This is a genomic window from Streptomyces aureocirculatus, assembly GCF_000720475.1.
In the GTDB taxonomy this organism is placed as follows: Bacteria; Actinomycetota; Actinomycetes; order Streptomycetales; family Streptomycetaceae; genus Streptomyces; species Streptomyces aureocirculatus.
The window spans coordinates 1-24,010 of the sequence record NZ_JOAP01000035.1 but is presented as its reverse complement, the minus strand read 5'-3'; the positions used below and the strand labels follow the sequence as shown (position 1 = coordinate 24,010).

Below are 24,010 nucleotides of genomic sequence, written 5' to 3'. Positions count from 1 at the left end.
ACGGCGTCCCTCCGCACAGTAGCTGACGCGGCATCAGCCAGCCCCCAAGGTCCACCTCGCTGCGGTGCGTCATGGGCGCCGTTCAACTCGCCCCACTCACAACGCAGATGTCCCTTGTGTTAGTGGCGTAAGCGTTAACGATCAGTCGGAACAGCTTGGAATACCGACCCGCTGTCTATTAACGTTCGATAACGCAGCGCGGTCGTCCCAGTCGACACTCAAGTCGGCTCCGTGCGCACACGCCTAATCCCGCAAGGGAGCCGGGGAACCACCACATTGGGGTGAATCGGGCATGATCCGTGCCCGTAGGAGACCTTCCTGCTCCGAACCCGTCAGCTAACCCGGTAGGCGAGAAGGAAGGAAAGGAGTACGCCCCAGTGGCGTCCAACCGGCCTGCCCCCGAAGCGCTCTACGTACCGAACGACGACTCCGGCGAAGGCCCGCAAGGCCCTGCGGGATTCGGCGGGTACGCCCCCCAGGAGCCGTGGGAGGAGTGGAACCCCACCGCCGAGTCCGTCCGCCCCGTGCGCGGCCGGCACCGGGTCCACAAGAAGGGCGGCGGCGGCCTCGCGCGCAGCTCCACCGTCCTCGGCGTCGGCGTCATCGCGGCCGTGGGCGCGGGCGGCATGGCCACCGCGCAGGGCGGCAAGCCGCCCGTCTCCATAGCCATGCCGGACATGTCGGCGGTCACGGACTCGCTGCCCGACGCGGGGTCCCTGCCGGGCGTGGGCGCCCTGATGTCGGACGAAGCGCCGGAGGCGCCCACCACCGTCGCGGCCGCCGCACCCCTCAGCTCCGCGGGCGTGAGCGCCGCCGACGCCGAGCAGGGCACCACCGGCGCCGGTGAGGCACTGCGGGCCCGCATCATGCAGCAGGCCGAGAGTCAGCAGAGCCAGGCGGACGACGCCATGCGCAGGGCGGCCGAGGACGCGGCCGTGCGGAAGGCCGCCGAGCAGGCGAAGGCCCAGCAGTCCAAGGCGCAGGCCGAGGCCAAGGCCAAGGCGGCCGAGGAGAAGCGCGAGAAGGCAGCGGCCGCGCGCAAGAAGGCCGAGGCGGAGCGTCTCGCCAAGCTCGCCAAGAGCTATTCACTGCCCACCTCCTCGTACACCCTCACCTCGCACTTCGGTGACTCCGGCTCCATGTGGTCCTCCGGTCAGCACACCGGTCTCGACTTCGCTGCCCCTACGGGTACCCCGCTCAAGGCCGTGCACTCCGGCACCGTCAAAGAGGCGGGATGGGCGGGGGCGTACGGCTACCGCACCATCCTCGAACTCGAAGACGGCACCGAGATCTGGTACTGCCACCAGTCCTCGCTGAGCGTCAGCGCCGGCCAGAAGGTCACCACCGGCGACGTCATCGGCCGCGTCGGCGCCACCGGCAACGTCACGGGCCCGCACCTCCACATGGAGGTCCACACGAGCGGCGGCGCCAACATCGACCCGCTCGGCTGGCTCCAGGGCAAGGGTCTCAACCCGTAACACCCGAGGCCCCGGCGGCCCTGGCGACACCCCCCCCCGACGCCAGGGCCGCCGGAATTACCGACTCCGCGTGTGCGTTGATCCCCCCATGACCACTCTTCGCCCACTGGGCTCCTCCGACCTCGAAGTCTTCCCCCTCGCCCTCGGCGGCAACGTCTTCGGCTGGACCGCCGACGAGCAGCAGTCCTTCGCGGTCCTCGACGCCTACACCGCGGCGGGCGGCAACTTCGTGGACACCGCCGACGTGTACTCGGCGTGGGCGCCCGGCAACGACGGCGGCGTGTCCGAGACCGTCATCGGCCGCTGGCTCGCCGCGCGCGGCAACCGCTCCGACGTCCTCATCGCCACCAAGGTCGGCGGTCACCCCGACTACAAGGGCCTCTCGGCGAGCACCATCAAGTCCGCCGCCGAGGAGTCGCTGCGCCGCCTCGGCACCGACTACATCGACCTGTACTACACGCACTACGACGATCCGTCCGTGCCTGTCGAGGAGTTCCTGACCGCCCTCGACGAACTGGTGCGGTCCGGCAAGGTACGGGCGATCGCCGCCTCCAACATCACCGCCGAACGCCTCCAGGAATCCCTCGACTTCTCCGACCGCGAGGGCCTCGTGCGGTACGTGGCGCTCCAGCCGCACTACAACCTCGTCTCGCGCGACACCTACGAGGGCCCGCTCCAGGAGGTCGCGTCCCGCTCGGGTCTCGCGGCCGTGCCCTACTACGCGCTCGCCGCCGGCTTCCTGACCGGCAAGTACCGCCCGGGCACCCAGGTCGACAGCGCCCGGGCCGGGGGAGCGGCGCAGCACCTGGAGACCGAGCGCGGACAGCGCGTCCTCGCGGCCCTCGACGAGATAGCCGCGGACCGCGGCGCCGAGCACGCCACGGTGGCCCTCGCCTGGCTCGCCGCCCAGCCGACGGTGGCCGCGCCGCTCGCCTCCGCCCGCTCCGTGGAACAGCTTCCCGCGCTGCTCGCGGTGGCCGACCTGGAGCTGACGCAGGAAGAAGTGGCCCGTCTGACCGCCGCGTCGGCGTGATCACGGCCGCCGTGCCTCAGGTCCGGTAGGGGTTGTACGAGGGGTAGGCGGGGCCCGCCGGGGGGCCGTGCGCGACGTGGGGTTGCCCGTACGGCGCGTGCGGCGTTCCGTACGCGGTACGAGGCATCCCGTACGCGGTACGAGGCATCCCGTACGCGGTGTGGAAGGGCCCGTACGCGGCGTACGGGAGCGGCAGCACGACGGGCGCCGTCACCCGGGCCGCGTACGCGAGCGCGGGACGCGCCACCTCGCGCCGCTCCCACAGGGCGTCAAGCAGCTCCCGCTCCCGTACGGCGAAGTCGGCGCGGGCCCGGCCGCGGTGGGCCCGGTGCCGCAGCAGGGCGAGGGAGGTCGCGTACGTCTCGTAGTCGACGACGGCACGGCCCGCGGGTCTGCCCAGGTGGTGCGCGGCGTAGTCACGGGCGAGGGTCCGCGCGCGCATCGAGCCGAGCGCGAACGGCTCGGCCGCGGTGAGCCAGCCGGCCACCACATAGGCGGGCAGCTCTGCCCGCACGAGGGCGAGCTCGCGCCGGCGCAGCCAGACGGCGAGCCAGGTGAGCAGCCCGAACACCGGCAGCATGAAGGTCGCGTAGACGACGAAGAAGCCGTACTCGCCGAAGCTCGCCGAGCCGTTCCAGAAGGCGTGCGTGCCCATCGCGAGCAGCAGTCCCGCGAGCGGCAGGAGCACCCGGCGCGTCGTGTGCCGCTCGCCGCTGAGGGCGGCGATGCCGAAGCCGATGCCGGTGAGCACGGTGAACAGCGGATGCGCGAACGGCGACATGACGACGCGGACGAAGAAGGTCGCCGCCGTCACCGAGGCGAGGCCGCTCTCGCCGCTGAGCTGGTCGGTGCCGAAGGCGTTGCCGAGATAGAGGATGTTCTCGGTGAACGCGAAGCCGGTCGCGGTGACGCCCGCTATGACGAAGCCGTCGACGACACCGGTGAAGTCGGATCTGCGGAAGAGGAAGACGAGCAGCACGGCCGCGGCCTTCGCGGTCTCCTCGACGATCGGGGCTATGACGGTCGCGCCGAGCGTGTCGGCGCTCGTCGGGTCGGCGGTGGCGGTGGCTATCCACTGGGTCGCGAAGCTGTTCGCGACGATCGCTATCAGGGCGGCCGCGCAGGCCCCCCAGGCGAAGGCGAACACCAGGTTCCGCCGGGGCCCGGGAGCCACCCGGTCCAGCCACCGGAACGCGGCGATGAGCAGCGGCACCGGCAGCGTGGCGAGACCGAGCCCGACCAGGAACCCCTCGGTGCCGGTCTGCTCGCGCACCAGGGCGAGGATCACCAGACCGGAGAGCGCGAGCAGGGTGACGAGCCCGCCCACCCGGAGCGCTCTGAGCTGCCACCAGCGCGGATGCCGGTTCGTCTTTCCCGCGTTCCCCGCGTTCCCCGCGTTCCCCGCGTTCCCCGCGTTCCCCGCGTTCCCCGCGTTCCCCGCGTTCCCCGCGGACCCGGCGGGCCCGGCGGGCTGCGTCGGGTATGTCGGGTAGGCGGGACTGGTGGCCACGGCTTCGACAGTAACGAGGGTTGCGGCGGACCGCGACGGTGCCTCGGGGACCCTGGGTCTCAGTCGCCTGCCGGGGCCTTGGGGTCCTGCGGGGCCGCAGGGGACTGAACGTCCGGTTCCGGGCGCTCCGTGAGGGTGGCCGCGCGGCGGAACAGCAGGTCGTGGACGACATGGCCCTTCCTGAGGCCCTGGCCCTCGAAGCGGGTGAGCGGCCGGAAGCCGGGCCGGGGCGCGAACCCGCCGTCCTCCCGGGTGTTCTCGAAGTCCGGGTGCGCGGTCAGGACCTGGAGCATGTGCTCGGCGTACGGCTCCCAGTCCGTGGCGCAGTGCAGCAGTCCGCCTGGCTTCAGGCGGGGGGCGAGCAGGGAGAGGAACTCCGGCTGGATCAGGCGGCGCTTGTTGTGCCGGGCCTTGGGCCAGGGGTCAGGGAAGTACACGCGGACGCCGTCCAGGGACTCCGGGGCGAGCATTTCGCGCAGCAGGATGACGGCGTCGCCGTTGGCGACCCGGACGTTGCTCAGCCCGTTGCGCTCCGCGAGGTTGAGCAGGTTGCCCTGGCCGGGGGTGTGCACGTCCACCGCGAGGATGTCGGTGTCCGGGTCGGCCGCAGCCATCTGCGCGGTGGCTTCGCCCATGCCGAAGCCGATCTCCAGGACGACCGGACGTGAGCCCTCCGGCCGCTGGAAGAGTGCGGCGAGGTCGAGGACTTCCTTGCCGTCGATGTCCAGGCCCCACGCCTGCCACAGGCGGCGCAGGGCGTCACCCTGGGCGGTGGTGACGCGGCTGCGGCGCGGGGTGAAGCTGCGGATCCGCCGCTCGAACTGGGACCCCGTGGGGTCGGGGGTGGGTCCTTCGGGGAAGCGCGGGGTGCCCTTCGGGCGGGAGTTCTCAGACACAGTGCGTCGATTTTAGTCGGGGCGGCGGCCTCGCGGCGCGCCCCGCTGTATCCATCAGCGCGCTCCGCGCGCGGGCGCCCCTTCACCGTAACCAGGACGCTCATCACAGCCCGTCCGGCGTTTGAGGACGAGGCCGCAGGCCGATAACGGGGTCTGGGGCGGAGCCCCAGGATCGGGAAGGGGCGGGATCGGGTAGCCCCCGGCAAGGCCTACAGCGCGGCCAGCGCCCGCCGGGCAACCTCCCTGCCGATGGGCAGCGAAGCGGTGGCCGCGGGCGAGGGCGCGTTCAGGACGTGCACGGCGCGTGCCGACTCCCGGAAGAGGAAGTCGTCGACGAGCGTCCCGTCCCGCAGGACGGCCTGCGCCCGCACCCCGGCCGCCGCGGGCACCAGATCCTCCCCCCGCACAGCGGGAAGCAGCCGCCGCACGGCCTCGGCGAACGCCCCCTTGGAGAGGGAGCGCCGCAGCTCCCCGGCGCCATACCGCCAGTGCCGCCGGGCGATCTGCCAGGCCCCGGGCCAGCCGAGCGTCCCGGCAAGCTCACGGGGCCGGACGACGGACCAGTCGTACCCCTCACGGGCCAGCGCGGGCACCGCGTTCGGCCCCACGTGCACCCCGCCGTCGATGCCTCGGGTGAGGTGCACGCCGAGGAAGGGGAAGGCGGGGTCGGGGACGGGATAGACCAGGCCGCGGACGAGCCCGGGCCTGGCGAGGGTGAAGTACTCGCCGCGGAAGGGCACGATCCGCATGCCGGGGTCGTCGCCGGTCATACGGGCGACGCGGTCGCAGTGCAGCCCGGCGCAGTTCACCAGGACCCGCCCCCTGACGACGTCACCCGCGGCGGTGCGCACGGCGACCCCGAGGTCCGCGCGGCGGTCGATCCGCACGGCCTCCGAGCCGTACCGCACCTCGACGCCGGAGGCCTGGGCGAGCTGGGCCGCGACGGCCCCGTAGTCGCAGATGCCGGTGGTGCCCACGTGGATGGCGGCGAGGCCGCGCACGCACGGCTCGTACGCCGCTATCTGGGCGGGGCCGAGCTCGCGGACCGGGATGCCGTTCTCCCGGCCGCGCTGGACCAGGGCGTGCAGGCGGGGCAGCTCGGCGCGGTCGGTGGCGACGATCAGCTTGCCGGTGACCTCGTGCGCGATGCCGTACTCCGCGCAGAACTTGATCATCTCGGCGGCGCCGCGCGCGGCGTACCGGGCCTTCAGGGAACCGGGGCGGTAGTAGATCCCGCTGTGGATGACGCCGCTGTTGCGCCCCGTCTGGTGGCGGGCGGGGCCCGCCTCCTTCTCCAGGACGGTGACGCGGGTGCCGGGGCGGGCACGGGTGAGGGCGTACGCCGTCGCGAGCCCGACGATCCCGCCGCCGATCACGAGCACGTCACAGTCGTACGTCACGGCTGCACCCCGACCCATCACCCTTGCACCTCCCGCCCCCGATACTGCCCTGCACCACTGACAACGTCCGCAAACCTGCCGGGGGAGGGGCGGCACTGAGGCGTGCGGCACACCCGCGGTGGGCCGCTGCCCCCAGCGGCTAGGCGGGCGCGACGAGCAGCGGCCGTGCCCGCTCGCGCAGCTCCACCACCCGTGGCTCGTCCCCGTACGGTTCGAGCCGGTGCAGCAGGTCCTTCACGTACTCGGTGGTGCGCGCGGAGGAGATGCGCCCGGCGACCTCCACGGCGCGCACGCCCTGCTCGCACGCCGCGTCGAGGTTCCCGGACTCCAGCTCGGCCACCGCGGACACCACGAGCCGCAGCCCGTGCGACCGCACGAACTCCTCGGTGGGCCGGGACAGGGCCTGCTCGGTGAAGCGCCGCACCTGCCGTGGCGCCTTCAGGTCGCGGTAGCACTCGGCGGCGTCCGCGGCGAAGCGGTCGTAGCCGTAGAAGCCGAGCCACGAGGGGTCGTTGTCGCCCTCCCTGGCCCGCTCCAGCCAGCCCTCCGCGGCCCGCAGGGCCGCGCCGGCGGCGGGTGCGTCGTTGGCGCGCGCGTGCGCGCGTGCCTCGACCAGGCGGAAGAAGCTCATGGTGCGGGCGGTGGCGAGCCCTCGGTTGCGTTCGAGCGCTGCCTGCGCGAGGTCCACGCCCTCGTCGCCGAAGCCGCGGTAGGTCGCCTGGAGCGACATGGACGCGAGGACGTATCCCCCCAGGGGCACGTCGGCGGCCGCGCGGGCGAGCCGCAGGGCCTGGATGTAGTACCGCTGGGCGGCCTCCTGCTGGCCGGTGTCGAAGGCCATCCAGCCGGCGAGCCGGGTGAGCTCGGCGCTGGCCCCGAAGAGGGCGCGGCCGACCTCGTCGGAGTACGAGCCGAGGAGCAGCGGCGCCGCCTCCACCCGCAGGCACTCGGGGACCATGGACGAACGCCAGTCGCCGCCGCCGTACTTGGAGTCCCAGCGGCGGGCGTCCTCGGCGGCCTCCCGCAGTTTGAGCACGTCGCTGTGGCCGACCTTCATCGGCGGTCCGCCGTCGTCATGGTGGGCCGTGTCGCGTGGCCCGTCCTGGGAGGCGTCGCGCGCGACGGAGCTGTCGGCCGGGGTTATGAGCCAGCGGGACGCGGGCGTGGCGTACGCGCTGACCGCGAAGGAGCCCGCGAGGGACTGCCAGATGCCGCCGCCGGTGCGGCGGCCCGCCAGGTCGAGGCGGTACAGCTCGGTGGCCGACTTCACCGCGGCGCCGACGTCGCGCGGGAAGGCGAGGCCCACTTCGGGCGCCGGGTCCGCGTCGGCGAGACCGATCTCGTGCAGCGGCACGGGGCGGCCGAGCTTCTGTCCGATGGCGGCGGCGATGAGGTGCGGGGCGGCGCCCTGCGGCACCATGCCCTTGGACACCCACCGGGCCACCGATGTCTTGTCGTAACGAAGCGTCAACCCGCGCTGGGCGCCGAGGTCGTTGACCCGGCGGGCGAGTCCCGCGTTGCTGATTCCCGCGAGGGCGAGAACGGTGCCGAGTTTTTCGTTCGGCCCGCGTTGCTCCCTGGACATGCGCCACCCCTCGACACAGACGGCTGCCGGGCAGTGGCTGGACCGCGCGGCATTCGTGCTGTGTTCTCCCGGGGACAGCGACTGGGTGCAAGGACCGGCGGCGTGTCGTGCACCACGGCCCGTTCCCCGGCCGCAAGAGCACTTGGCCGAGCCCCCAGGAATATGCCTCCGCGAAAACAGCAGCACACCCAGCGTAGTTCGGCGGATCCCAAGCGTTAAGAGGCGCAGTTCCGGATGGCGAGATTGTTGTCCGTACGGGAGTACGGCGCTTTCGCGGTGTGCTCCGGCCGTGTGGCCGTGCGCCTGTGTGTGCGCTCTTCTCCGGCCAGATGGGGAGCGATTCCATGGTGAGGCGTGGGTCGGCCCGCTGCGCTGGAGTCAGCGGGCTGGGGGACACCGCCGCCTCCATCCCCGCGGGCGGCGGACCGGTCCGGGAGGCGTATGCCGCCTCCCGGGCTGTACGTGGGTGCCACAGCGGGGCGGGGCGTGTTCGGCCATGGGCTGAATTGGCCGAAAAGCGACCCCTCGAAAGTGTGCCCAAGCCGTCCTACGTCGCCTTGTTGATGCCGTTGCCACATCAACAAGGGATCACTCAGGGCGCGTTCGCGCCGGTGCGAGCGCCGTCCGGGCTCCTCCCGTGCCCCTCTTGTGCGCCTCCTTCGTGGCAGCATGGGACCCGGTCCCTCGGTTCCCGGGCGCACTGGTGCCATTCACGGTCCCCGCACCCGGTTTCCGTATTCGGGCGGACCAGGTGCGGGCCGGTTCCTGCGCGTACCGGCCGTCCACAGCCTGTGGAGGCGGCGATGCGGTGGTTGGTGGGGTGGAGCAGTACCACCACGAGGCCTTCAGCCGCCCTCGGCACGGCGGGCGCCACCGGTGACGACGGCGAGACGCTGCAACCCGTGGGCTCCCAGCTCCTGTGGGGCGACCCCGACCCCCTGTGGGCGGTCGGCGACTGGCGCCCCGACGAGGTGCGCATGGTGAAGGCCGACGACCAGACCCGCATCGCCGTGCTCGGCACCTGCGGGGCCAGCGACGAGGAACTGCGCGTCAGCCTGTTCGCGGCCCGCGGCGGCGCCCTGCGGCACCTGACGGCCTGGCCCGGCAGCTACACGGCCGTCGTCCAGGTCGGCCGCCGCGTGATGATCGTCGGCGATCTGGCGGGCGCGCGGCCGGTGTTCCACACCCCCTGGGCGGACGGCACCGCGTACGCGACGGCCGCGCTGCCCCTCGCCGACCTCATCGAGGCCCACCTGGACATCGGGCACCTGGCGGCGCTGCTCGCGGCCCCCGACGTCCCGGAGGCACTGCAGGACTCGACCCCGTACCAGGACGTGCGCCGGGTGCCGCCGGGGCATGCGCTCATCCTCCGCGCGGGCGCACGGGAGATCGCCGGCTACGAACCCGTCGCCTCGCTCGCCGTCGCCGCGCCCGCCGCCAACGAGACGGACGCCCTCGGCGGGGTCAGGGACGCCCTCGTCGACGCGGTACGCGCACGGCTGCGCGCGCCACGCCACGTACCCGGAACGGACATCGACCCCGGGCCCGTGCCCGGCATGGGGCCCGCCGAGCGCCGGGCCGCCCGCGGCATGCCGGTGCCCGGCATCGGAGCCGACCTCTCCGGAGGGCCCGCGTCGGGAACCCTCGCCCTCCTTGCCGCCGGTCTGCCGGGCATGCCGGGAACGGTCCTCGGGCACGGCACGGGGGCCGGGGAGCGGCTGCTCGCCGTCACCTTCAACGACCTGGTGACGGGTGGCCGCGAGGCCGAGCTGGAGCGGGCGGGCGCCATCGCCGCCAACCCGCGGCTGCACCACGTCGTCGTCGCCGCGGGCGAGGAGGCGCTCCCGTACGCCGACCTCGACGGGCCCCTGACCGACGAGCCGAGCGGCGTCATCGTCACCGCCCAGCGGCACCGCCTGCGGCTCGCCGCGGGCAGCGCCGACCACTTCACGGGCCACGGCGCCCGGCAGGTACTCGACGCCCACCCGGCCCGCCTCGCCGACCTCCTGATGGACCGCAAACGGCGGCATCTGGTGCGGCCCATGACGGCCCTCGCCAAGGCCGAGGGCTCCGTCATGGTGCCCGCGCGCGTGTACGGGGCCGCGCGCAGGCTCGCCCGTACGACGCACCGCGCGGGCGTCAAGGCGCTCGCCGAACGTCTCCTGCACCGCTCCTTCGACGAGCCCGGCGGGGCCGTGGGGGCCTCGCTCGCCGCGCTCGCGTGGGCCAGACCCGGTCCCGCCGCGCGCTGGCTCACCGGTGAGGCCCTCGCAGAAGTATCGGTTCGTCTCCAGGAGACGGCGATCCGGCCCGGTCCCGGGCCCGGGCAGCGCCCCGGCGAGTTCCGCGCGCGGGCGGCGCTCTTCCGGCACGCGGCGGATCTGCGTGTCCTGGAGCAGGCCGCCGAGATCCGTTTCCAGCGGCTGCACGCGCCGTTCCTCGACAACCAGGTGGTGCGCGCGTGCCGGGCGCTGCCGGAGTCCCTGCGGGTGCAGCCCGGTGCCCGGGCCGCCATTCTCCGTACGGTCCTCGAAGGCGCCGGCGTCACCGAACTCCCGCCCAACTGGGGCGCCCCCTCGCACGCCTCCGCCGCGGCGGCCGCCCGTACGGGGCTCCGGGTCGCCGTGGAAGGCCTCGTCGGCCTCTTCGACACGCCGCTGCTCGCGCAGGCGGGTCTGGTCGAGGCCCGTGTCGTCCGCAAGGCGTTGCGGGCCGCGGCGGAGGGCGAGCCCGTTCCCCTGGACGGCCTCGCCGACCTCGTCGCCGTGGAGATCTGGCTGCGGCGGCTCCTTGCCCGCAGGGGCACCTGCTGGACGGGGACCCCCGCTCGGCAGCGGGCTGTGCCTACGGGGACTGTGGTGCCGGAGCGGGGGGCGCTCGGGGCCGGCCGCTGACCGCTGACCGCTGCGCGGGGCTGGGCGGGGTGTTCCGGCTCGCCGCTGCGCGGCGGTCTTCCCCCACCCGCCCACCCGTTACTGGAACAGCAGCCTCCACGCCGACGGCGACGCCACCGCCCACCCACACGCGCGTGCACCGCGAGCCATGCGTGTACCGCGCGCCATGCGTGTACCGCGAGCCATGCGTGCACCGCCCGCCATGCGTGCACCGCCCGCCACGCGTGCACCGCCCGCCACCGGTGCCACTACCGCCGCCCCGGCGCCCGCCCCCCGCCCCCGGGGCCCGCCCAGGGCCCTCCGGCGGGCCAGGGCCCGAACCCCGCTCCCTCCCTGTGGGCAACTGGTCCGCCAGGGGCGGAACGGGTGGGCACAGCCCACGCCTACGGTGACGTCGATGTGGGGGGAGGGGTAACCCCGTTTCCTACGGTGCCCGCCGCCGTCCGGTGGCTTCGGGAGGTGGGGGGAGGGGTGCGACCCGTACCGGGGCCGCGGGGGCAGGACAGAATGGCCCCGTGCGGTACCAGATCCTGGGCGCCACGCAGGCGCACGACGACGAAGGGGCACCCCTGCCCGTGGGAGGCCCCCGCCTGCGGGCGCTCCTCGCGGCGCTGGCCCTCCACCCCAACCGCACCGTCCCGGTACCCACCCTCATCGACGACATCTGGGCGGAAAGTCCCCCCACAGACGCCCCCGCCGCCCTCCAGGCCCTGGTGGGCCGCCTCCGCCGAGCCCTCGGCAGCCACGCCATCGCCTCCGCCCCCGGCGGCTACCGCCTCACCGCCACTCCCGACGAAGTCGACCTGCACCGCTTCGAACGCCTCACCCGCGAGGGCATCGCCGCCCTGGACCGCGACGACCCGGCGACAGCCGCCCGCGTCCTCCGCGAAGCACTGTCCCTGTGGCACGGCCCCGCCCTCGCCGACCTGCCCGACCGCACGGCGGCCACCCGCCCGGAGGCCCGGCGCCAGGAGGCCACCCGCGCGCGGGTCACGGCGGACCTGCTGCTCGGCCACGGCACCGACGTACTGCCGGAGCTGAAGGAACTCGTCGCCGACCACCCGTACGACGAGGCCCTGCGCGCCCAGCTCATCCGCGCCCTGCGCGACGCGGGCCGCGGCGCCGACGCGCTCGCCGCGTACGAGGACGCCCGCCGCACCCTCGCCGAGGGCCTCGGCACCGACCCGGGCAAGGACCTGCGGGCCCTGCACGCCGAGCTCCTGGCGGCACCGACAGCACCGACGGCACCGACGGCAGCGACGGCAGCGACGGCAGCGGCAGGTACGGCGGCCACCGGCGACACGGCAGGCACCCCCGCCCCCCAGCCCCCCACCGACCGCAAAGGCAACCTCCGGCCCCGCCTGACGTCCTTCGTCGGGCGGGAACCCGAACTCGCCGCCATCCGTTCGGACATGTGCGGAGCCCGCCTCGTCACGCTCACCGGACCTGGCGGTTCCGGCAAGACCCGCCTCGCCGAGGAAGCCGCCGCCGGGCATCCGAGCGCATGGCTGGCCGAGCTCGCCCCGCTCGACCGGCCGGAGGCGGTGCCCGGTGCGGTCGTCAGCGCGCTCGGCCTGCGCGAGGTCGTGCTGCGGACCAGTGAGCTGACCGCCCCGCAGGGCGACCCGGTCGCCCAGCTCGTCGAGTACTGCGCCCAGCGCAGCCTGCTCCTGATCCTTGACAACTGCGAGCATGTCATCGGTGCCGCCGCCGAGTTGGTGGAGACCCTCCTCACTCGCTGCCCGGGGCTCACGGTTCTCGCGACCAGCCGCGAACCCCTTGGCGTGCCCGGTGAGCGCGTGCGTCCCGTCGAGCCGCTGCCGCCCGACCCGGCGCACCGCCTGTTCGCCGAGCGGGCAGCGGCCGTGCGCCCCGGTTTCGACCCGGTCGGCCAGGCCGAGGCCGTCGCCGAGATCTGCCGCCGTCTCGACGGCCTGCCACTGGCCATCGAGCTGGCCGCCGCCCGTCTGCGGCTGCTCACGCCCCGGCAGATCGCCGACCGCCTCGACGACCGCTTCCGCCTGCTCACCAGCGGCGCCCGCACGGTTTTGCCGCGCCAGCAGACCCTGCGTGCCGTCGTCGACTGGTCCTGGGACCTGCTCGACGACGCCGAGCGCACGGTGCTGCGTGAGGTGTCCGTCTTCGCGGGCGGCTGGGACCTGGAGGCCGCCGAGGCCGTCTGCTCCGGCCCCGCGGCGGACCTCATCGGCGCCCTCGTCGACAAGTCCCTGGTCATCGCCACGCCGTACGACCCCGCGTACCCAGATCCCTCGTACCGCGATGCCTCGTACCGCGATGCCACGGGCCTCGGTGACAGGGATCTCGGTGTCGGGGACCTCGGAGCCGGAGACTTCGGTGTCACGGACGCCGGTGGGCCCGGCCCCGGCGTCGCGCGTCCCGCCGTCATGGACACCGGCCACGCGCCGCCCCCGCAGCCTGCCACCGGCATGCGCTACCGCCTCCTGGAGACCATCCACGAGTACGCGGTGGAACGCGCGGCCGAAGCCCCCGCCCTGCGCGCCGGGGCCGAGCGGCGTCACGCCGCGTACTTCCTCGCGCTCGCCGAGACCGCCGAGCCGCTGCTGCGTTCCGGCGAGCAACTGCCGTGGATCCAGCGCCTGGAGACCGAGCTCGACAATCTGCGCGCGGTGCTGCAGCGCGCCCTGGAGTCCCGCGACGAGGACCTCGCCCTCGCGCTCACCCTGGCCCTGGGCTGGTTCTGGTGGCTGCGCAACTACCGCGTCGAGGGGTCGGAGTGGGCCGAGCGGGTGCTGGCCCTGACGGTGCCGCCGGAGGCGACCGGGGCCGGGCGGGACGTGAGCGACGGGGAGAGCGGGGCGGGCCCATCCAGTACGTCACCGTTCGCCGCGGGAGCCGCCGGGCTCGACGCTGACCTGGACGCCTACCGCGCGGACGAGGACGCCCCGCGGTTCTGGCCGCGCATGAGCCTGCGGCTGCTGCATGTGTTCCTGACGATGGAGTCGAGGCCCGCGGAGGTGCTGGGCAGCGAACCGGACAAGGTGTACATCCTGCGGGTGCGCGACGTGTTCACCCGGCCGGTGCCCGCGAGCGGCCGGTTCCCGGGACTGGTGTGGCCGTTCACGCTGTACTTCGTTGAGGAGGCCAACGAGGTACTGGCGTATCTGGACCGGGCCACCGCCAACTGCCGCCGCTTCGGCGGCGACTGGGAGGTCGCGATCACCCTGATGTTCCGGGTGCACACCGCCGTTGACCAGCAGGGCAACCTCTTCGAGGTGGACAGGGACCTGGCGGAGCTGCGGGAGCTGAGCCGGCGGGTGGGTGACCGCTGGCTGCGCGCGCAGGTGTGCGGCGCGGCCGGTGAGGCGGCGATGGCACGCAGCCTGCACGAGGAGGCACGACTGCAGTACGAGGAGGCCCTGCGGCTCGCGTACGAGGTGGGCGCCTACGCCGAGGGCCCCTTCCTGATCGCCAGGCTCGCGGAGATCGCCTACCGGGCGGGCGACCGTGACCTCGCCGAGAAGGGCCTGGAGGCCGCCGCCGCGGCGGCCGACCGGTACGGCGTGCTGGAATCCCGCGCCTTCATCTGCCTGATGAGCGCCGACATGGCGCTGCGCGACGGCGATGTGGAGCGGGCGCGAGCCCTGTGCGACGCGGCCCGCGACGAGGCGGGGCGCGGGACCCCGCCGCCGCAGTTCGCCGCCGGCCTCGGCGCGGTGCGGGCACGGATCACGGCCGCCGAGTCCGGGCCCGGGGCCGGGCTCGCCGTCCTTGTCGACGTCCTGCCGCAGGCGCTGCGCGGCCGCTGCTCGGAAGCGGTCGTCGCCACCCTGGTGGACGCGGCGGCCGTGCTCATGTCCCGTTCCGGCGACCACGCGCGCGCGACCCGGCTCCTCGCCTTCGCGACCCACTGGCTCGGCGACCTCGCACGCCCCATGCCGGAACGGGCCGACGTCGAACGCACGGTGCGGGAGATCGGCGCGGCGCTCGGCGAGAGCGCCTACGAACGGGAGTCGGCCGCGGGCCGCGCGCTGACCATGGAGCAGGTCCTGGACGAACTGACGACCGCGGCCCGCCGGACCGCCCCCGGAGGGCCTACCCGCAACTGAGCCGTGACTGGGCCCAGCCCGCAAGGGCCACCGTGTCGAACGCGGTGTGGGGTTCGACGACCAGGCGGATCGTCTTGCGTCCGGTCAGTCCGACCCGTACGGGCACTGCCGGGTCGCCGCCCTTGACCAGCGGGGAGCTCCACAGCCGTACCCCGTCGGCGTACACGGAGAAACGCACCCTGCCGAGCCCCATCGTCATGTCGTCCACGCCCACGAACGCGTCGTAGGACGAGCAGGTGCGATTGAGGTCGATGGTGACCGAGGACTTGCCGTGCACGGTGACGCCGTGGCCGTAGTGCTTGTCGCCGATGTTCATGCCCCAGCGCTGCCATACCCAACTGCTCTCGCCGAGCCGCATCTCCGGCTTGGTGCCGTCGCCGAAGATCCCGTACCGCAACTCGTTCCAGTGGTAGACGACCGGCGCGGGCGGCCGCGGGGGCGGCGGCTTCGGCCGGGGCTCGGACGGGGTGGGCGTCGGCTTCGGCGGGGGCGGCGGCTTCGGCCGGGGCTTCTCCGGCGGCGGCTTCGGTTTCGGGGTCGGCTTCGGGGTCGGCTCTGGGGTGGGCTCAGGGGTGGGTTTCGGCTTCGGCCGCTGGGCGGGCTCGGGTGCGGGCCTGGGCTGCACTTCCGGGGCGGGGGGCTTCGGCTTCGGTTCGGCCCTGGGGGGCGGCGGTTGTGGATTGCCGGGCAGGCGGGGTTCGACTGCGGGCGGTTTGGCCGCGGGCTTCTCCTTCGGTTTCGGGTCACCGGCGAGCGCGAGAGCCACGGCCACCGCGGCCGCGACGACGACTCCCGCGGCGATGGCGGCCTTGGCGGGCGCGCCGAGCCCCTCGGACGCGGCCGCGCCCCCGGCCGAACCGCCGCCGCCCGCCGCGGCCCCGGCGGCGCCCGCCGCACCCGCGCTCGTGGCGCCACCGCCGACGAGCGCGGCCACCTTCGCGTACCCGGCGGTGCCGAACCAGCCGATGACGGCGATCGGCACGACCGCGGGGATGCCGTTCGCGACTTCCTTGATCTGGCCCGCGGCCAGGCGGCAGTCGGCGCACTCCTCCAGATGTTTGCGCAGCCCCCGCTCGGCCCGGGTGCGCAGCCCGCCGCGGGCGTAGGCGCCGAGGCGGTCCGCGTAGCGGGCGCACTCCTCGTTCTCGGTGAGGGTGGTGCTCACATGCGCCTGGAGGTAGGCCTGCTTGAGGCCCTCGCGGGCGCGGCTCGCGAGCACCCGGGTGCCGTTGGCGTCCAGGCCGAAGAGCGTGGCGACCTCGCTCGGCGACTCGTCCTCGACCTCCGTGTGCCACAGCACGGCCTGCCAGCGCTCGGGCAGGCTGCGGAAGGCCTGCATGGCGAGGGACTGCTCGGCCTCGTGCATGGCGCGCACATCGGCGCCGAGGTCCAGCGTGTCGTCGTCGAGCGTCTCGGAGCCACGTGAGGCCTGCGCGGCGAAGACAGCGAAGTCGTCGACCAGTTGCTCGCGCTTCGCCGACTTCGTCCAGTTGGCCGCGACGCGCCGCACCGTGGTCAGCAGATAGGCGCGCACCGCGTGCTCGGGCCCGGACCCGGACCGTACGGCCGCCAGCATCCGTGCGAAGACCTCGGCCGTGAGGTCGTCCGCGGTGTGGGCGTCGCGGCAGCAGGTGCGGGCGTAGCGGCGGACGGCTTCGGCATGCCTGCGGTACAGCTCCTCGTACGCCGAGTCGTCGCCCGCCCGCATCCGGCCGATCAGGTCCGCGTCGGGCGGCGGGGCGCCACCGGAACCGGTCCGAGCACCCGGAATGCCGGATTCCGTACCTGTGGAGGACCCGCCTGCCGGATCTGCCGGGGGACCTCCCTGCGGAACCGGCACCGGAACCGGACCGTCGTCCTCGGGGCCGCGCTCCCGCTGACTGGGCACGCTGGGGTCGGGACCGGAACCTGCGGAACCGGAACCTGCGGAACCGGAACCCGCGGGGCCCGAACTCGCGGCTCCTGGGCCCATGGCGCCGCTGCCGCCGCCGGGACCGCCCTGGTTCGGCACCTGCCGGTGCGAGGACCCGCCCGGCTCACCCCCGCCGGGGGTGGGCTCGTCCCGCCCGTCAACACTCATCGCGGAAAGCCTCCGCATGCACACTCGGACCCGAACACCGGGCAAGAGTGCCACAGGGCCGCGCTCCGTCGAATAGCGACGACGAGCAACCACCCGTCCGGGGTGAGTTCCCGCAATCGGGGGCTACTGTTCACCCATTCGGGGCAAGCTCAACTCCCGTCATATAAACGGGAGTTGAGCAACCCGAAGGTGATACTCCGCTACGGCGGGCCCGGCCTCCGCTACGAGGGCCGGGACCGGAGCCCCTCGAGCAGGATGTCGAGCAGCCGCGACGAAGCCGCCGCCTGCTGCGCCGCATCCGGCAGCGAGGGTGCCGCCGTGGCTATCACGAGCAGCACGTCCGACACGGTCACGTCCGCGCGCAGCTCACCCGCGGCCCGTGCCCGCTCCACCAGGCGTCCCACGACGTCGAGCAGCGCCGAGGCGCCCGCGTCGTCGTGCTCCACCGCCGGCGCCGTCCGCTGCTCCACGAGGCGCAGCTCCGGCGACGACGACAGCGAGGACACCTGCCGCTGCTGCGGCACCCGGGCTCCGGGCATGTCGCCGCTGTCGGCCACGTCGTCGACTCCGACGCGCAGCACCTGCGGCGGAAGCAGCCGCCCCGCGCCCGAGGCCACGGACGTCCGCAGGAAGCGCGAGAGCGCCGACCACGGCTCGTCCTCCTGGCCCAGTGCCGCCCGGGCCTGTTCCGTCAGCCGGGAGGTCTCCTCCTCGGCTATCCGTCGCACCAGTACGTCCTTGCTGGGGAAGCGGCGGTAGACCGTGCCCACTCCTACCCGGGCGCGCCGTGCCACGTCCTCCATCGGCGCGCCGTACCCCAGCTCTCCGAATACCTCACGGGCCGCCCGCAGCACGTGTTCGAGATTGCGCTGCGCATCCACGCGCAGCGGTGTCGAACGCGGTCCGTCGCTGAGCTCGCGGCCGTTTCCGCCGTGGGCGACGGCGGTAGCCGACGCTGTGGCAGAAGTCCAGTGAGTGTCCTGAATGTGCATATACGTTCCCCCGGTAATGACGTCTCCCCCCGGAGACTCTCCCCGCCATACTTGAACGGCGTGCGAGAGCGAGCTTCTACGCGAGTCCGACAAACCGGACCCGACGAGCGCATCCCCCGACACCCCGACGTCACACGAACATAGTTGAGCCAGAGTCAATTCAGAAGGGGTGGGTTCCGCACACAGCGCCCCCCGATCGGAGTACGCACCGTTTCCCACCCGATTGCACCCCGCACAACCACCCCGGCACCACGCTCTGACCTGCACACATTCCATTCGCTCCGGCGGCGGGGCAACACGGTCGCACCACTCGCTTCCGGTCATACAAATTGTCGAGCCTGTGGACAAACACGAAGTGCGGGTGCGTCATGGGATGGTGACGGAACCTGTGCGCATTCTCGTTGTCGGTGGTGGCTACGTCGGGATGTACACCGCGCTGTGCCTCCAGCGGAAACTGAAGCCGGAGCTGAAGCACGGCGAGGTGGAGATCGTGGTGATCTCACCCGATCCGTATATGACGTACCAGCCGTTCCTGCCCGAAGCGGCGGCAGGATCGATCTCACCGCGCCATGTCGTCGTACCGCTGCGCCGCGTCCTCGGCGCCTGCCGGGTGATCGTCGGCGAGGTGCGGGCGATCGACCACGCCAAGCGCACGGCGTCCTTCACGACCCTCGCCACCGCCGAGGAGGGCACGGGCCCGCTCGACATCGCGTACGACGAACTGGTCCTCGCCCCCGGCTCCATCTCCCGCACCCTGCCCGTCCCCGGCCTCGCCGACCACGGCATCGGCTTCAAGACCGTCGAAGAGGCCATCGGCCTGCGCAACCACGTCATCGAGCAGATGGACATCGCCTCCTCCACCCGCGACCCCGCCGTCCGCGACGCCGCACTGACCTTCGTCTTCGTAGGCGGCGGTTACGCGGGCGTGGAGGCGCTCGGCGAGCTGGAGAACATGGCCCGCTACGCAGCGCGGTACTACCACAACGTCAAGCCCGAGGACATGAAGTGGATCCTCGTCGAGGCCTCCGGGCGGATCCTGCCCGAGGTGGGCGAGGAGATGGGCAAGTACACCGTCAGCCAGTTGCGCAAACGCAACATCGACGTACGCCTGGAGACGCGCCTCGACAGTTGCGAGGACCGGGTCGCCGTGCTCAGCGACGGCGCCCGCTTCCCCACCCGTACGGTCGTGTGGACCGCAGGCGTCAAACCGCACCCCCTGCTCGCCGCCACCGATCTGCCCCTCAACGAACGGGGCCGCCTGAAGTGCACCGCCGAACTCGCGGTCGACGGCGCACCCCACGCGTGGGCAGCCGGTGACGCGGCCGCGGTCCCCGACGTCACCGCCGGCGAACCCGGCAAGGAGTGCGCGCCCAACGCCCAGCACGCCGTGCGCCAGGCCAAGGTCCTCGGCGAGAACATCGCCGCTTCCCTGCGGAAAAAGCCCCTCCAGGAGTACGCGCACAAATACGTCGGCTCCGTGGCGTCCCTCGGGCTGCACAAGGGCGTCGCGCACGTCTACGGACGCAAGCTCAAGGGCTATCCCGCGTGGTTCATGCACCGCGTCTACCACCTGAGCCGGGTGCCGACCGTCAACCGCAAGTCCCGGGTGCTCGCCGAATGGGTCCTGTCCGGCCTCTTCAAGCGGGAGATCGTCTCCCTGGGGTCGCTCGAACACCCACGTGCGGAGTTCGAACTCGCGGCCGGAGGCGAGCGGCCGAAGGAGTCGTGAACACTCCGTACAGGAACTCCGCAAGCGGGTCCGGCGTCTGACGGATGTCAGTCCCGTCGGCCAGACTGTGCGTGTGACCATGATGGGCGGGCACACCCCAAGAGGGTGATCCGCTCCACGCCACGCAGTCCCACGCAGTGCAGTCCCACGCAGTGCCATGCAGTGCCACGCAGTCCTATGCAGTGCCATGCAGTGTCTTCCCGGGAGGCGGCGTCGACAGCAGCCGCGCCACCGGCCGGACCCCCGGCCGGCCCACCCCCGCCCGATCCAGAAGCGACACCACGAGGCCTACCGCAGTGAACTTCACGCGCTGGAGCGCCCGGCTCCCCGGAACACAGCGCCGCGCCGCGGCGCGCACCGAGACCGGCGGATCCCCGGCACAGCGGGGCGAGAGCTCCGTCCCCGCGGCCCGCGCCGAGCGCCTCACGGACACGCCCGCCGCCGGCGTCGACGAACTGCCGGCCCGCGAGGTGCTCGACCGCATCCCGGCCCTCGTCGCGCTCGTGCACGGCCCCGAGCACCGCGTCGCGTACACCAACGACGCCTACGCCTCCGCGTTCGGCGCCCGCCCCCTCGGCGTGCCCGCGCGCGAGGCGCTGCCGGAGCTGGAGGCGGTCGGTCTGCTGCCGCTCCTCGACCAGGTCCTGCGCAGCGCGAGACCGCGCACGGTCAAGTCCCGCAAGGCCCCCGGCGGCCGCTCGTACACCTTCACGTGCACCCCGGTCGCGCTGCCGCTCGGCGCCGCCGAGGGCGAAGGATCGGGCGGCGTCCTGGTCTTCGCCGCCGACGTCACCGACCACGCCGAGGCCGCCGAACGCCTGCGCGCCAGCGAACGCAGCCAGCGGGAAACCGCCGTCACCCTGCAACGTTCACTCCTGCCCCAGGAGTTGGAACAGCCCGACGACCTGCGCATCGCCGCCACATACCAACCGGGCGGCACGGACGCCGCGGTCGGCGGCGACTGGTACGACGTGATCACCCTCGGCGGCGGCCGCACCGCCCTGGTCATCGGCGACGTCATGGGGCGCGGCGTGCGCGCGGCCGCCGTCATGGGCCAGTTGCGCACCGCCGTGCGCGCCTACGCCCGCCTCGACCTGCCGCCGCACGAGGTCCTGCAGCTCCTGGACGGCCTCGCGGCCGAGATCGACGCCAACCAGATCGCCACGTGTGTGTACGCGGTGCACGACCCGAACGAGGGCAGCCTCACGTACGCGTCGGCCGGTCATCTGCCGATCCTCGTCCGCGACGAGAACGGCACGATCCACCGCGCCGAGGAGCCCACGGGCCCGCCGCTCGGCACCGGCGGCTGGCTGCACGCCTCCGGCTCGGTGCCGCTCGGCCCCGGCTCCACCGCCGTGCTCTACACCGACGGCCTGGTCGAGCGCCGCAGCGAGGACATCGACGAGGGCGTGGCCGCCCTGGAGCGCGCTCTTGCCGGGGCCACCGGCACGCCCCAGGTGGTCTGCGACCGCCTCATCCGCGCCCTGGGCGTGACGGCCGACCACGACGACGACGTGGCGGTCCTCGTCCTCCAGCAGCCCGCCCGTACGGGTGTGCACGCGGAGCTGTTCCGCAACGCCGCCCTGGAGCTGCTCGGCGGCGTGGAGGCCGCCCCACGCGCGCGTGCCTTCGCCACCGGCGTCCTCGCCAGTTGGCGCTTCCCGCCCGAGCTGCACGATCTGGGCGTCCTCGCGGCAAGCGAACTCGTCGCCAACTCGCTCCAGCACGGCACGCCACCGATGCGCCTGCGCCTGCGCCGCACGGACCGCCGACTGATCATCGAGGTCACCGACGGCGACGACCACCTGCCGCGGCGCCGCCGCGCCGAGCCCGCGGACGAGGCGGGCCGGGGCATCGCCATCGTCGCCACGATCGCCTCGAACTGGGGCTCGCGGCGCATGCCCGGCGGCGGCAAGGCGGTCTGGTGCGAGTTCGCGCTGCCGCGCGCGTAGGCCACCCCCTAGGAGTGCGCGGTGACGGTCTCCGGAGCGTCCGGTGAGCCCTGCGCCACCACGCGGCTCTGCTGCTGGTACGGGTGGTTCTGCGCCGGGCTGAGGTGCCGTCCGAGGCGTAGCGCGAGCACGGTGATGCCCAGCGAGAAGAGCAGGAACGTCACCACGTACGGAGCGTGCAGCGTGGCACCCATCGGCCCGCCCACGGCCGGGCCGATCGCCAGGGCGAGCTGTTTGACCAGGGCGAAGGCCGAGTTGTACCGGCCGACCATCGACTCCGGCGCCAGATCGGCGACCAGCGGCGCCACGGTCGGCGCGAGCATCGTCTCGCCGATCCCGAAGAGCGCGTACGTGGAGATGAACGCGGCGGTCGCCATGGCCTGGCTGCCCTGGCCCATGCCCGCGTACCCGGCCGCGATCCACGCCACCGCCCAGATGAGGCCGACGGCGGCGATCACCTGCGAGCGCTTGCGGCGCTCGACGAACCGCAGGACCGCGAACTGGGCGATCACGATGGCGCCGGTGTTGGCGGCCAGGGCGATGCCGAGCGTCGACGGGGAGATTCCCGCGGCCTCCACGCCGTACGCCGAGAGACCCGACTCGAACTGGCCGTAGCAGGCGAAGAACAGTACGAACCCGAGGACGCAGAGCTGCAGCATCACGGGGTTGCGGAATACGTCCCTCATGCTGGCACCGGACTGCGGCGTGGCGTCCGTGATACGCGGCGAGCGGGGGATGCGGGTCGTCAGCATGACGCCGATGAGCACCAGGAAGATGACGGTCTCGATGGCGAACAGGAGGGTGAAGTCGCTCGGCCGCTCGTGCTTGACGAGCTGGCCGCCGATCAGGCCGCCGACGCCGAGGCCCAGGTTCTGCAGGAAGAACTGCATGGCGAAGGCGCGCGAGCGGGTGTCGGGGGTGGAGCACTCCACGATCATCGTGGCGAGCGCGGGCTGCATCACCGCCTGCCCGGCGCCGAGCGCTCCGGCCGAGGCCAGGACCAGCGGCGCGCTGTCGGCCAGGCCCAGACTGAGCGCGCCCACGGCGGCGGCGAGCAGCGCCGCCACGAGTACGGGCAGTGGCCCGCGCCGGTCGATGGCCCGCCCGGAGAACGGCAGCACGATGAGCGCGGCCACGGCGAACGCGGCGAGCACGAGACCTGCTGTCACCGCGCCCAGGTCCCGTACCTGCGCCACGTACACGTACAGGAAGGGGACGGTAAAGCCCAGACCGAACGCGCTCAGCGCGTTGCCCACGTGGATCCGGCGCATCGCGCCCGTCGCCGTGGTCACTTTTCACCTGCCTTAGGAGTGAAGACTTCGAAGCTAAAGTTAGGATCTAAACAATACACATCGAAGGACTTCAACGGCAAGCGGCCCCGTGCCATACTGCCGCCATGGGCGACACCCCCGGCCCCTCGGAGCCGACACTCGAAGAGCAGATCGCCGCTTATCAGCGGGAGTTCCAGGACCTCGACCCCCAGGTCGAGAAGATCGTCTCGGCCCTCGGGCGGCTCAACCGCCGTATGAACGTCGCGTACGGCCGCCAGACGGCGACGCTGGACATCAGCAACGCGGAGTGGGAGGTCCTCAAGGCCCTGGTCCTGTCCGGTGCCCCCTACCGCCTGGGCCCCGGCGAACTGGCCAAGCGCCTCGGCCTCACGCCGGCCGCGATGACCCACCGCATCGACCGCATGGTCAGCGAGGGCCTGGTCACCCGCGACCGCGACGAGACCAACCGCGTCCGCGTCATCGTCGAGCTGACCGCGGAGGGCCGCGAGAAGTGGCTGGAGGCGATGCGCCTCGCCACGGTCTTCGAGGAGGACCTCCTCCAGGACCTCTCCCCGGAGGAGCGCGGCGTCCTCGGCGAGGTGCTGACCCGACTCCTGCGCCGCGTGGAGGACGCCCAGCCGGACGCGGGCGGACGCCTCAGCGACCTCGACTGAACGGCGCCGGGGCCCGAGGTTGACAGTCACCTGATCGACCCGTAAGGTTCTTCGGGTTGCCGCCGAGCCGTAACGGTTCTGCGACAGCGACTTCCGCCGCTCACGCGGCCACTCAAACCACCTGCACGATCTCCTTCTGGGACTGCTTTCGGCGCGCCCGAATGCATTCCCCGGATCCTGTCGCGACCGGTAAACGGCCCGATTAGGAACTGCCAGGAGAATCCGCTAAAGTTTGGGACGTCGGAACGGCCCAACAGCCGCGAAGACAACCCCGGTTGACTGGGAATCAGGCCCGAAAGGATCTGATAGAGTCGACACCGCCGGAAGGTCGAAAGGCCGGAAAGCACCGAGGAAATCGGATCGGAACGGGAAGCCGGAAAGATCTGATAGAGTCGGAAACGCAAGAACAAAAGAAACACCGAAGGGAA

14 protein-coding genes and 1 riboswitch are annotated in these 24,010 nt (G+C 73.0%); of the genes, 7 read left to right on the top strand and 7 right to left on the bottom strand.

From position 1 onward, the window contains the following. The first annotated feature begins 230 nt into the window (after window positions 1–230). Window positions 231–366, top strand: a riboswitch (cyclic di-AMP (ydaO/yuaA leader). 11 nt (window positions 367–377) lie between these two features. Both IG78_RS0128200 and IG78_RS0128195 read left to right on the top strand, forming a co-directional pair. After that, the gene (locus tag IG78_RS0128200; RefSeq protein ID WP_030568121.1) at window positions 378–1,478 is read left to right on the top strand and encodes a M23 family metallopeptidase; all 1,101 of its coding nucleotides are present in this window, start codon (window positions 378–380) and stop codon (window positions 1,476–1,478) included. Window positions 1,479–1,566: 88 nt separating this feature from the next. Beyond that, on the top strand, window positions 1,567–2,511 hold the full coding sequence (locus tag IG78_RS0128195) for an aldo/keto reductase (RefSeq protein ID WP_030568119.1): 945 nt from the start codon (window positions 1,567–1,569) through the stop codon (window positions 2,509–2,511). A 16-nt stretch (window positions 2,512–2,527) separates the two neighbouring features. Here the strand turns inward: IG78_RS0128195 and IG78_RS0128190 are convergent, their stop codons facing one another. The 4 genes from IG78_RS0128190 to IG78_RS0128175 form a co-directional block, all read right to left on the bottom strand. Beyond that, a complete protein-coding gene (locus IG78_RS0128190; protein WP_030568117.1) occupies window positions 2,528–4,021 on the bottom strand; it encodes a PrsW family intramembrane metalloprotease in 1,494 nt (497 codons plus the stop codon). A gap of 59 nt (window positions 4,022–4,080) precedes the next feature. After that, window positions 4,081–4,917 (bottom strand): tRNA (guanosine(46)-N7)-methyltransferase TrmB, encoded by an 837-nt coding sequence (gene trmB / locus IG78_RS0128185; protein WP_030568115.1) that lies wholly within the window; start codon window positions 4,915–4,917, stop codon window positions 4,081–4,083. A 209-nt stretch (window positions 4,918–5,126) separates the two neighbouring features. Then, on the bottom strand, window positions 5,127–6,335 hold the full coding sequence (gene lhgO / locus IG78_RS0128180; RefSeq protein WP_030568113.1) for an L-2-hydroxyglutarate oxidase: 1,209 nt from the start codon (window positions 6,333–6,335) through the stop codon (window positions 5,127–5,129). A 121-nt stretch (window positions 6,336–6,456) separates the two neighbouring features. Continuing rightward, window positions 6,457–7,902: an NsdA family TPR-like regulatory protein gene (locus tag IG78_RS0128175; protein ID WP_030568111.1), complete on the bottom strand. Its 1,446-nt coding sequence runs from the start codon at window positions 7,900–7,902 to the stop codon at window positions 6,457–6,459. A gap of 803 nt (window positions 7,903–8,705) precedes the next feature. Here IG78_RS0128175 and IG78_RS0128170 point away from each other — a divergent pair. Both IG78_RS0128170 and IG78_RS42785 read left to right on the top strand, forming a co-directional pair. After that, entirely contained in the window at window positions 8,706–10,796 is a 2,091-nt protein-coding gene (locus IG78_RS0128170; protein WP_030568109.1) for an asparagine synthase-related protein, read from the top strand. Between the two features lie 515 nt (window positions 10,797–11,311). After that, window positions 11,312–14,884: an AfsR/SARP family transcriptional regulator gene (locus IG78_RS42785; protein ID WP_037687596.1), complete on the top strand. Its 3,573-nt coding sequence runs from the start codon at window positions 11,312–11,314 to the stop codon at window positions 14,882–14,884. On the opposite strand, the gene IG78_RS0128155 is transcribed toward IG78_RS42785, so the two are convergent. Together IG78_RS0128155 and IG78_RS0128150 are read right to left on the bottom strand one after the other, a co-directional pair. Further along, a complete protein-coding gene (locus IG78_RS0128155; protein WP_030568106.1) occupies window positions 14,871–16,964 on the bottom strand; it encodes a sigma-70 family RNA polymerase sigma factor in 2,094 nt (697 codons plus the stop codon). The genes IG78_RS42785 and IG78_RS0128155 overlap by 14 nt on opposite strands. Window positions 16,965–17,185: 221 nt before the next feature. Next, window positions 17,186–17,956: a TetR/AcrR family transcriptional regulator gene (locus tag IG78_RS0128150; protein WP_030568105.1), complete on the bottom strand. Its 771-nt coding sequence runs from the start codon at window positions 17,954–17,956 to the stop codon at window positions 17,186–17,188. Window positions 17,957–18,329: 373 nt separating this feature from the next. Between IG78_RS0128150 and IG78_RS0128145 the strand changes: the two genes are divergently transcribed. Both IG78_RS0128145 and IG78_RS0128140 read left to right on the top strand, forming a co-directional pair. Continuing rightward, window positions 18,330–19,685, top strand: coding sequence for an NAD(P)/FAD-dependent oxidoreductase (locus IG78_RS0128145; protein ID WP_030568103.1), 1,356 nt, complete (start codon window positions 18,330–18,332; stop codon window positions 19,683–19,685). 296 nt (window positions 19,686–19,981) lie between these two features. Further along, on the top strand, window positions 19,982–21,637 hold the full coding sequence (locus IG78_RS0128140) for an ATP-binding SpoIIE family protein phosphatase (protein ID WP_030568101.1): 1,656 nt from the start codon (window positions 19,982–19,984) through the stop codon (window positions 21,635–21,637). A gap of 8 nt (window positions 21,638–21,645) precedes the next feature. On the opposite strand, the gene IG78_RS0128135 is transcribed toward IG78_RS0128140, so the two are convergent. Continuing rightward, window positions 21,646–22,908, bottom strand: coding sequence for an MFS transporter (locus tag IG78_RS0128135; protein ID WP_030568099.1), 1,263 nt, complete (start codon window positions 22,906–22,908; stop codon window positions 21,646–21,648). A 125-nt stretch (window positions 22,909–23,033) separates the two neighbouring features. Between IG78_RS0128135 and IG78_RS0128130 the strand changes: the two genes are divergently transcribed. Next, entirely contained in the window at window positions 23,034–23,582 is a 549-nt protein-coding gene (locus IG78_RS0128130) for a MarR family winged helix-turn-helix transcriptional regulator (RefSeq protein ID WP_030568097.1), read from the top strand. Window positions 23,583–24,010 lie beyond the last annotated feature (428 nt).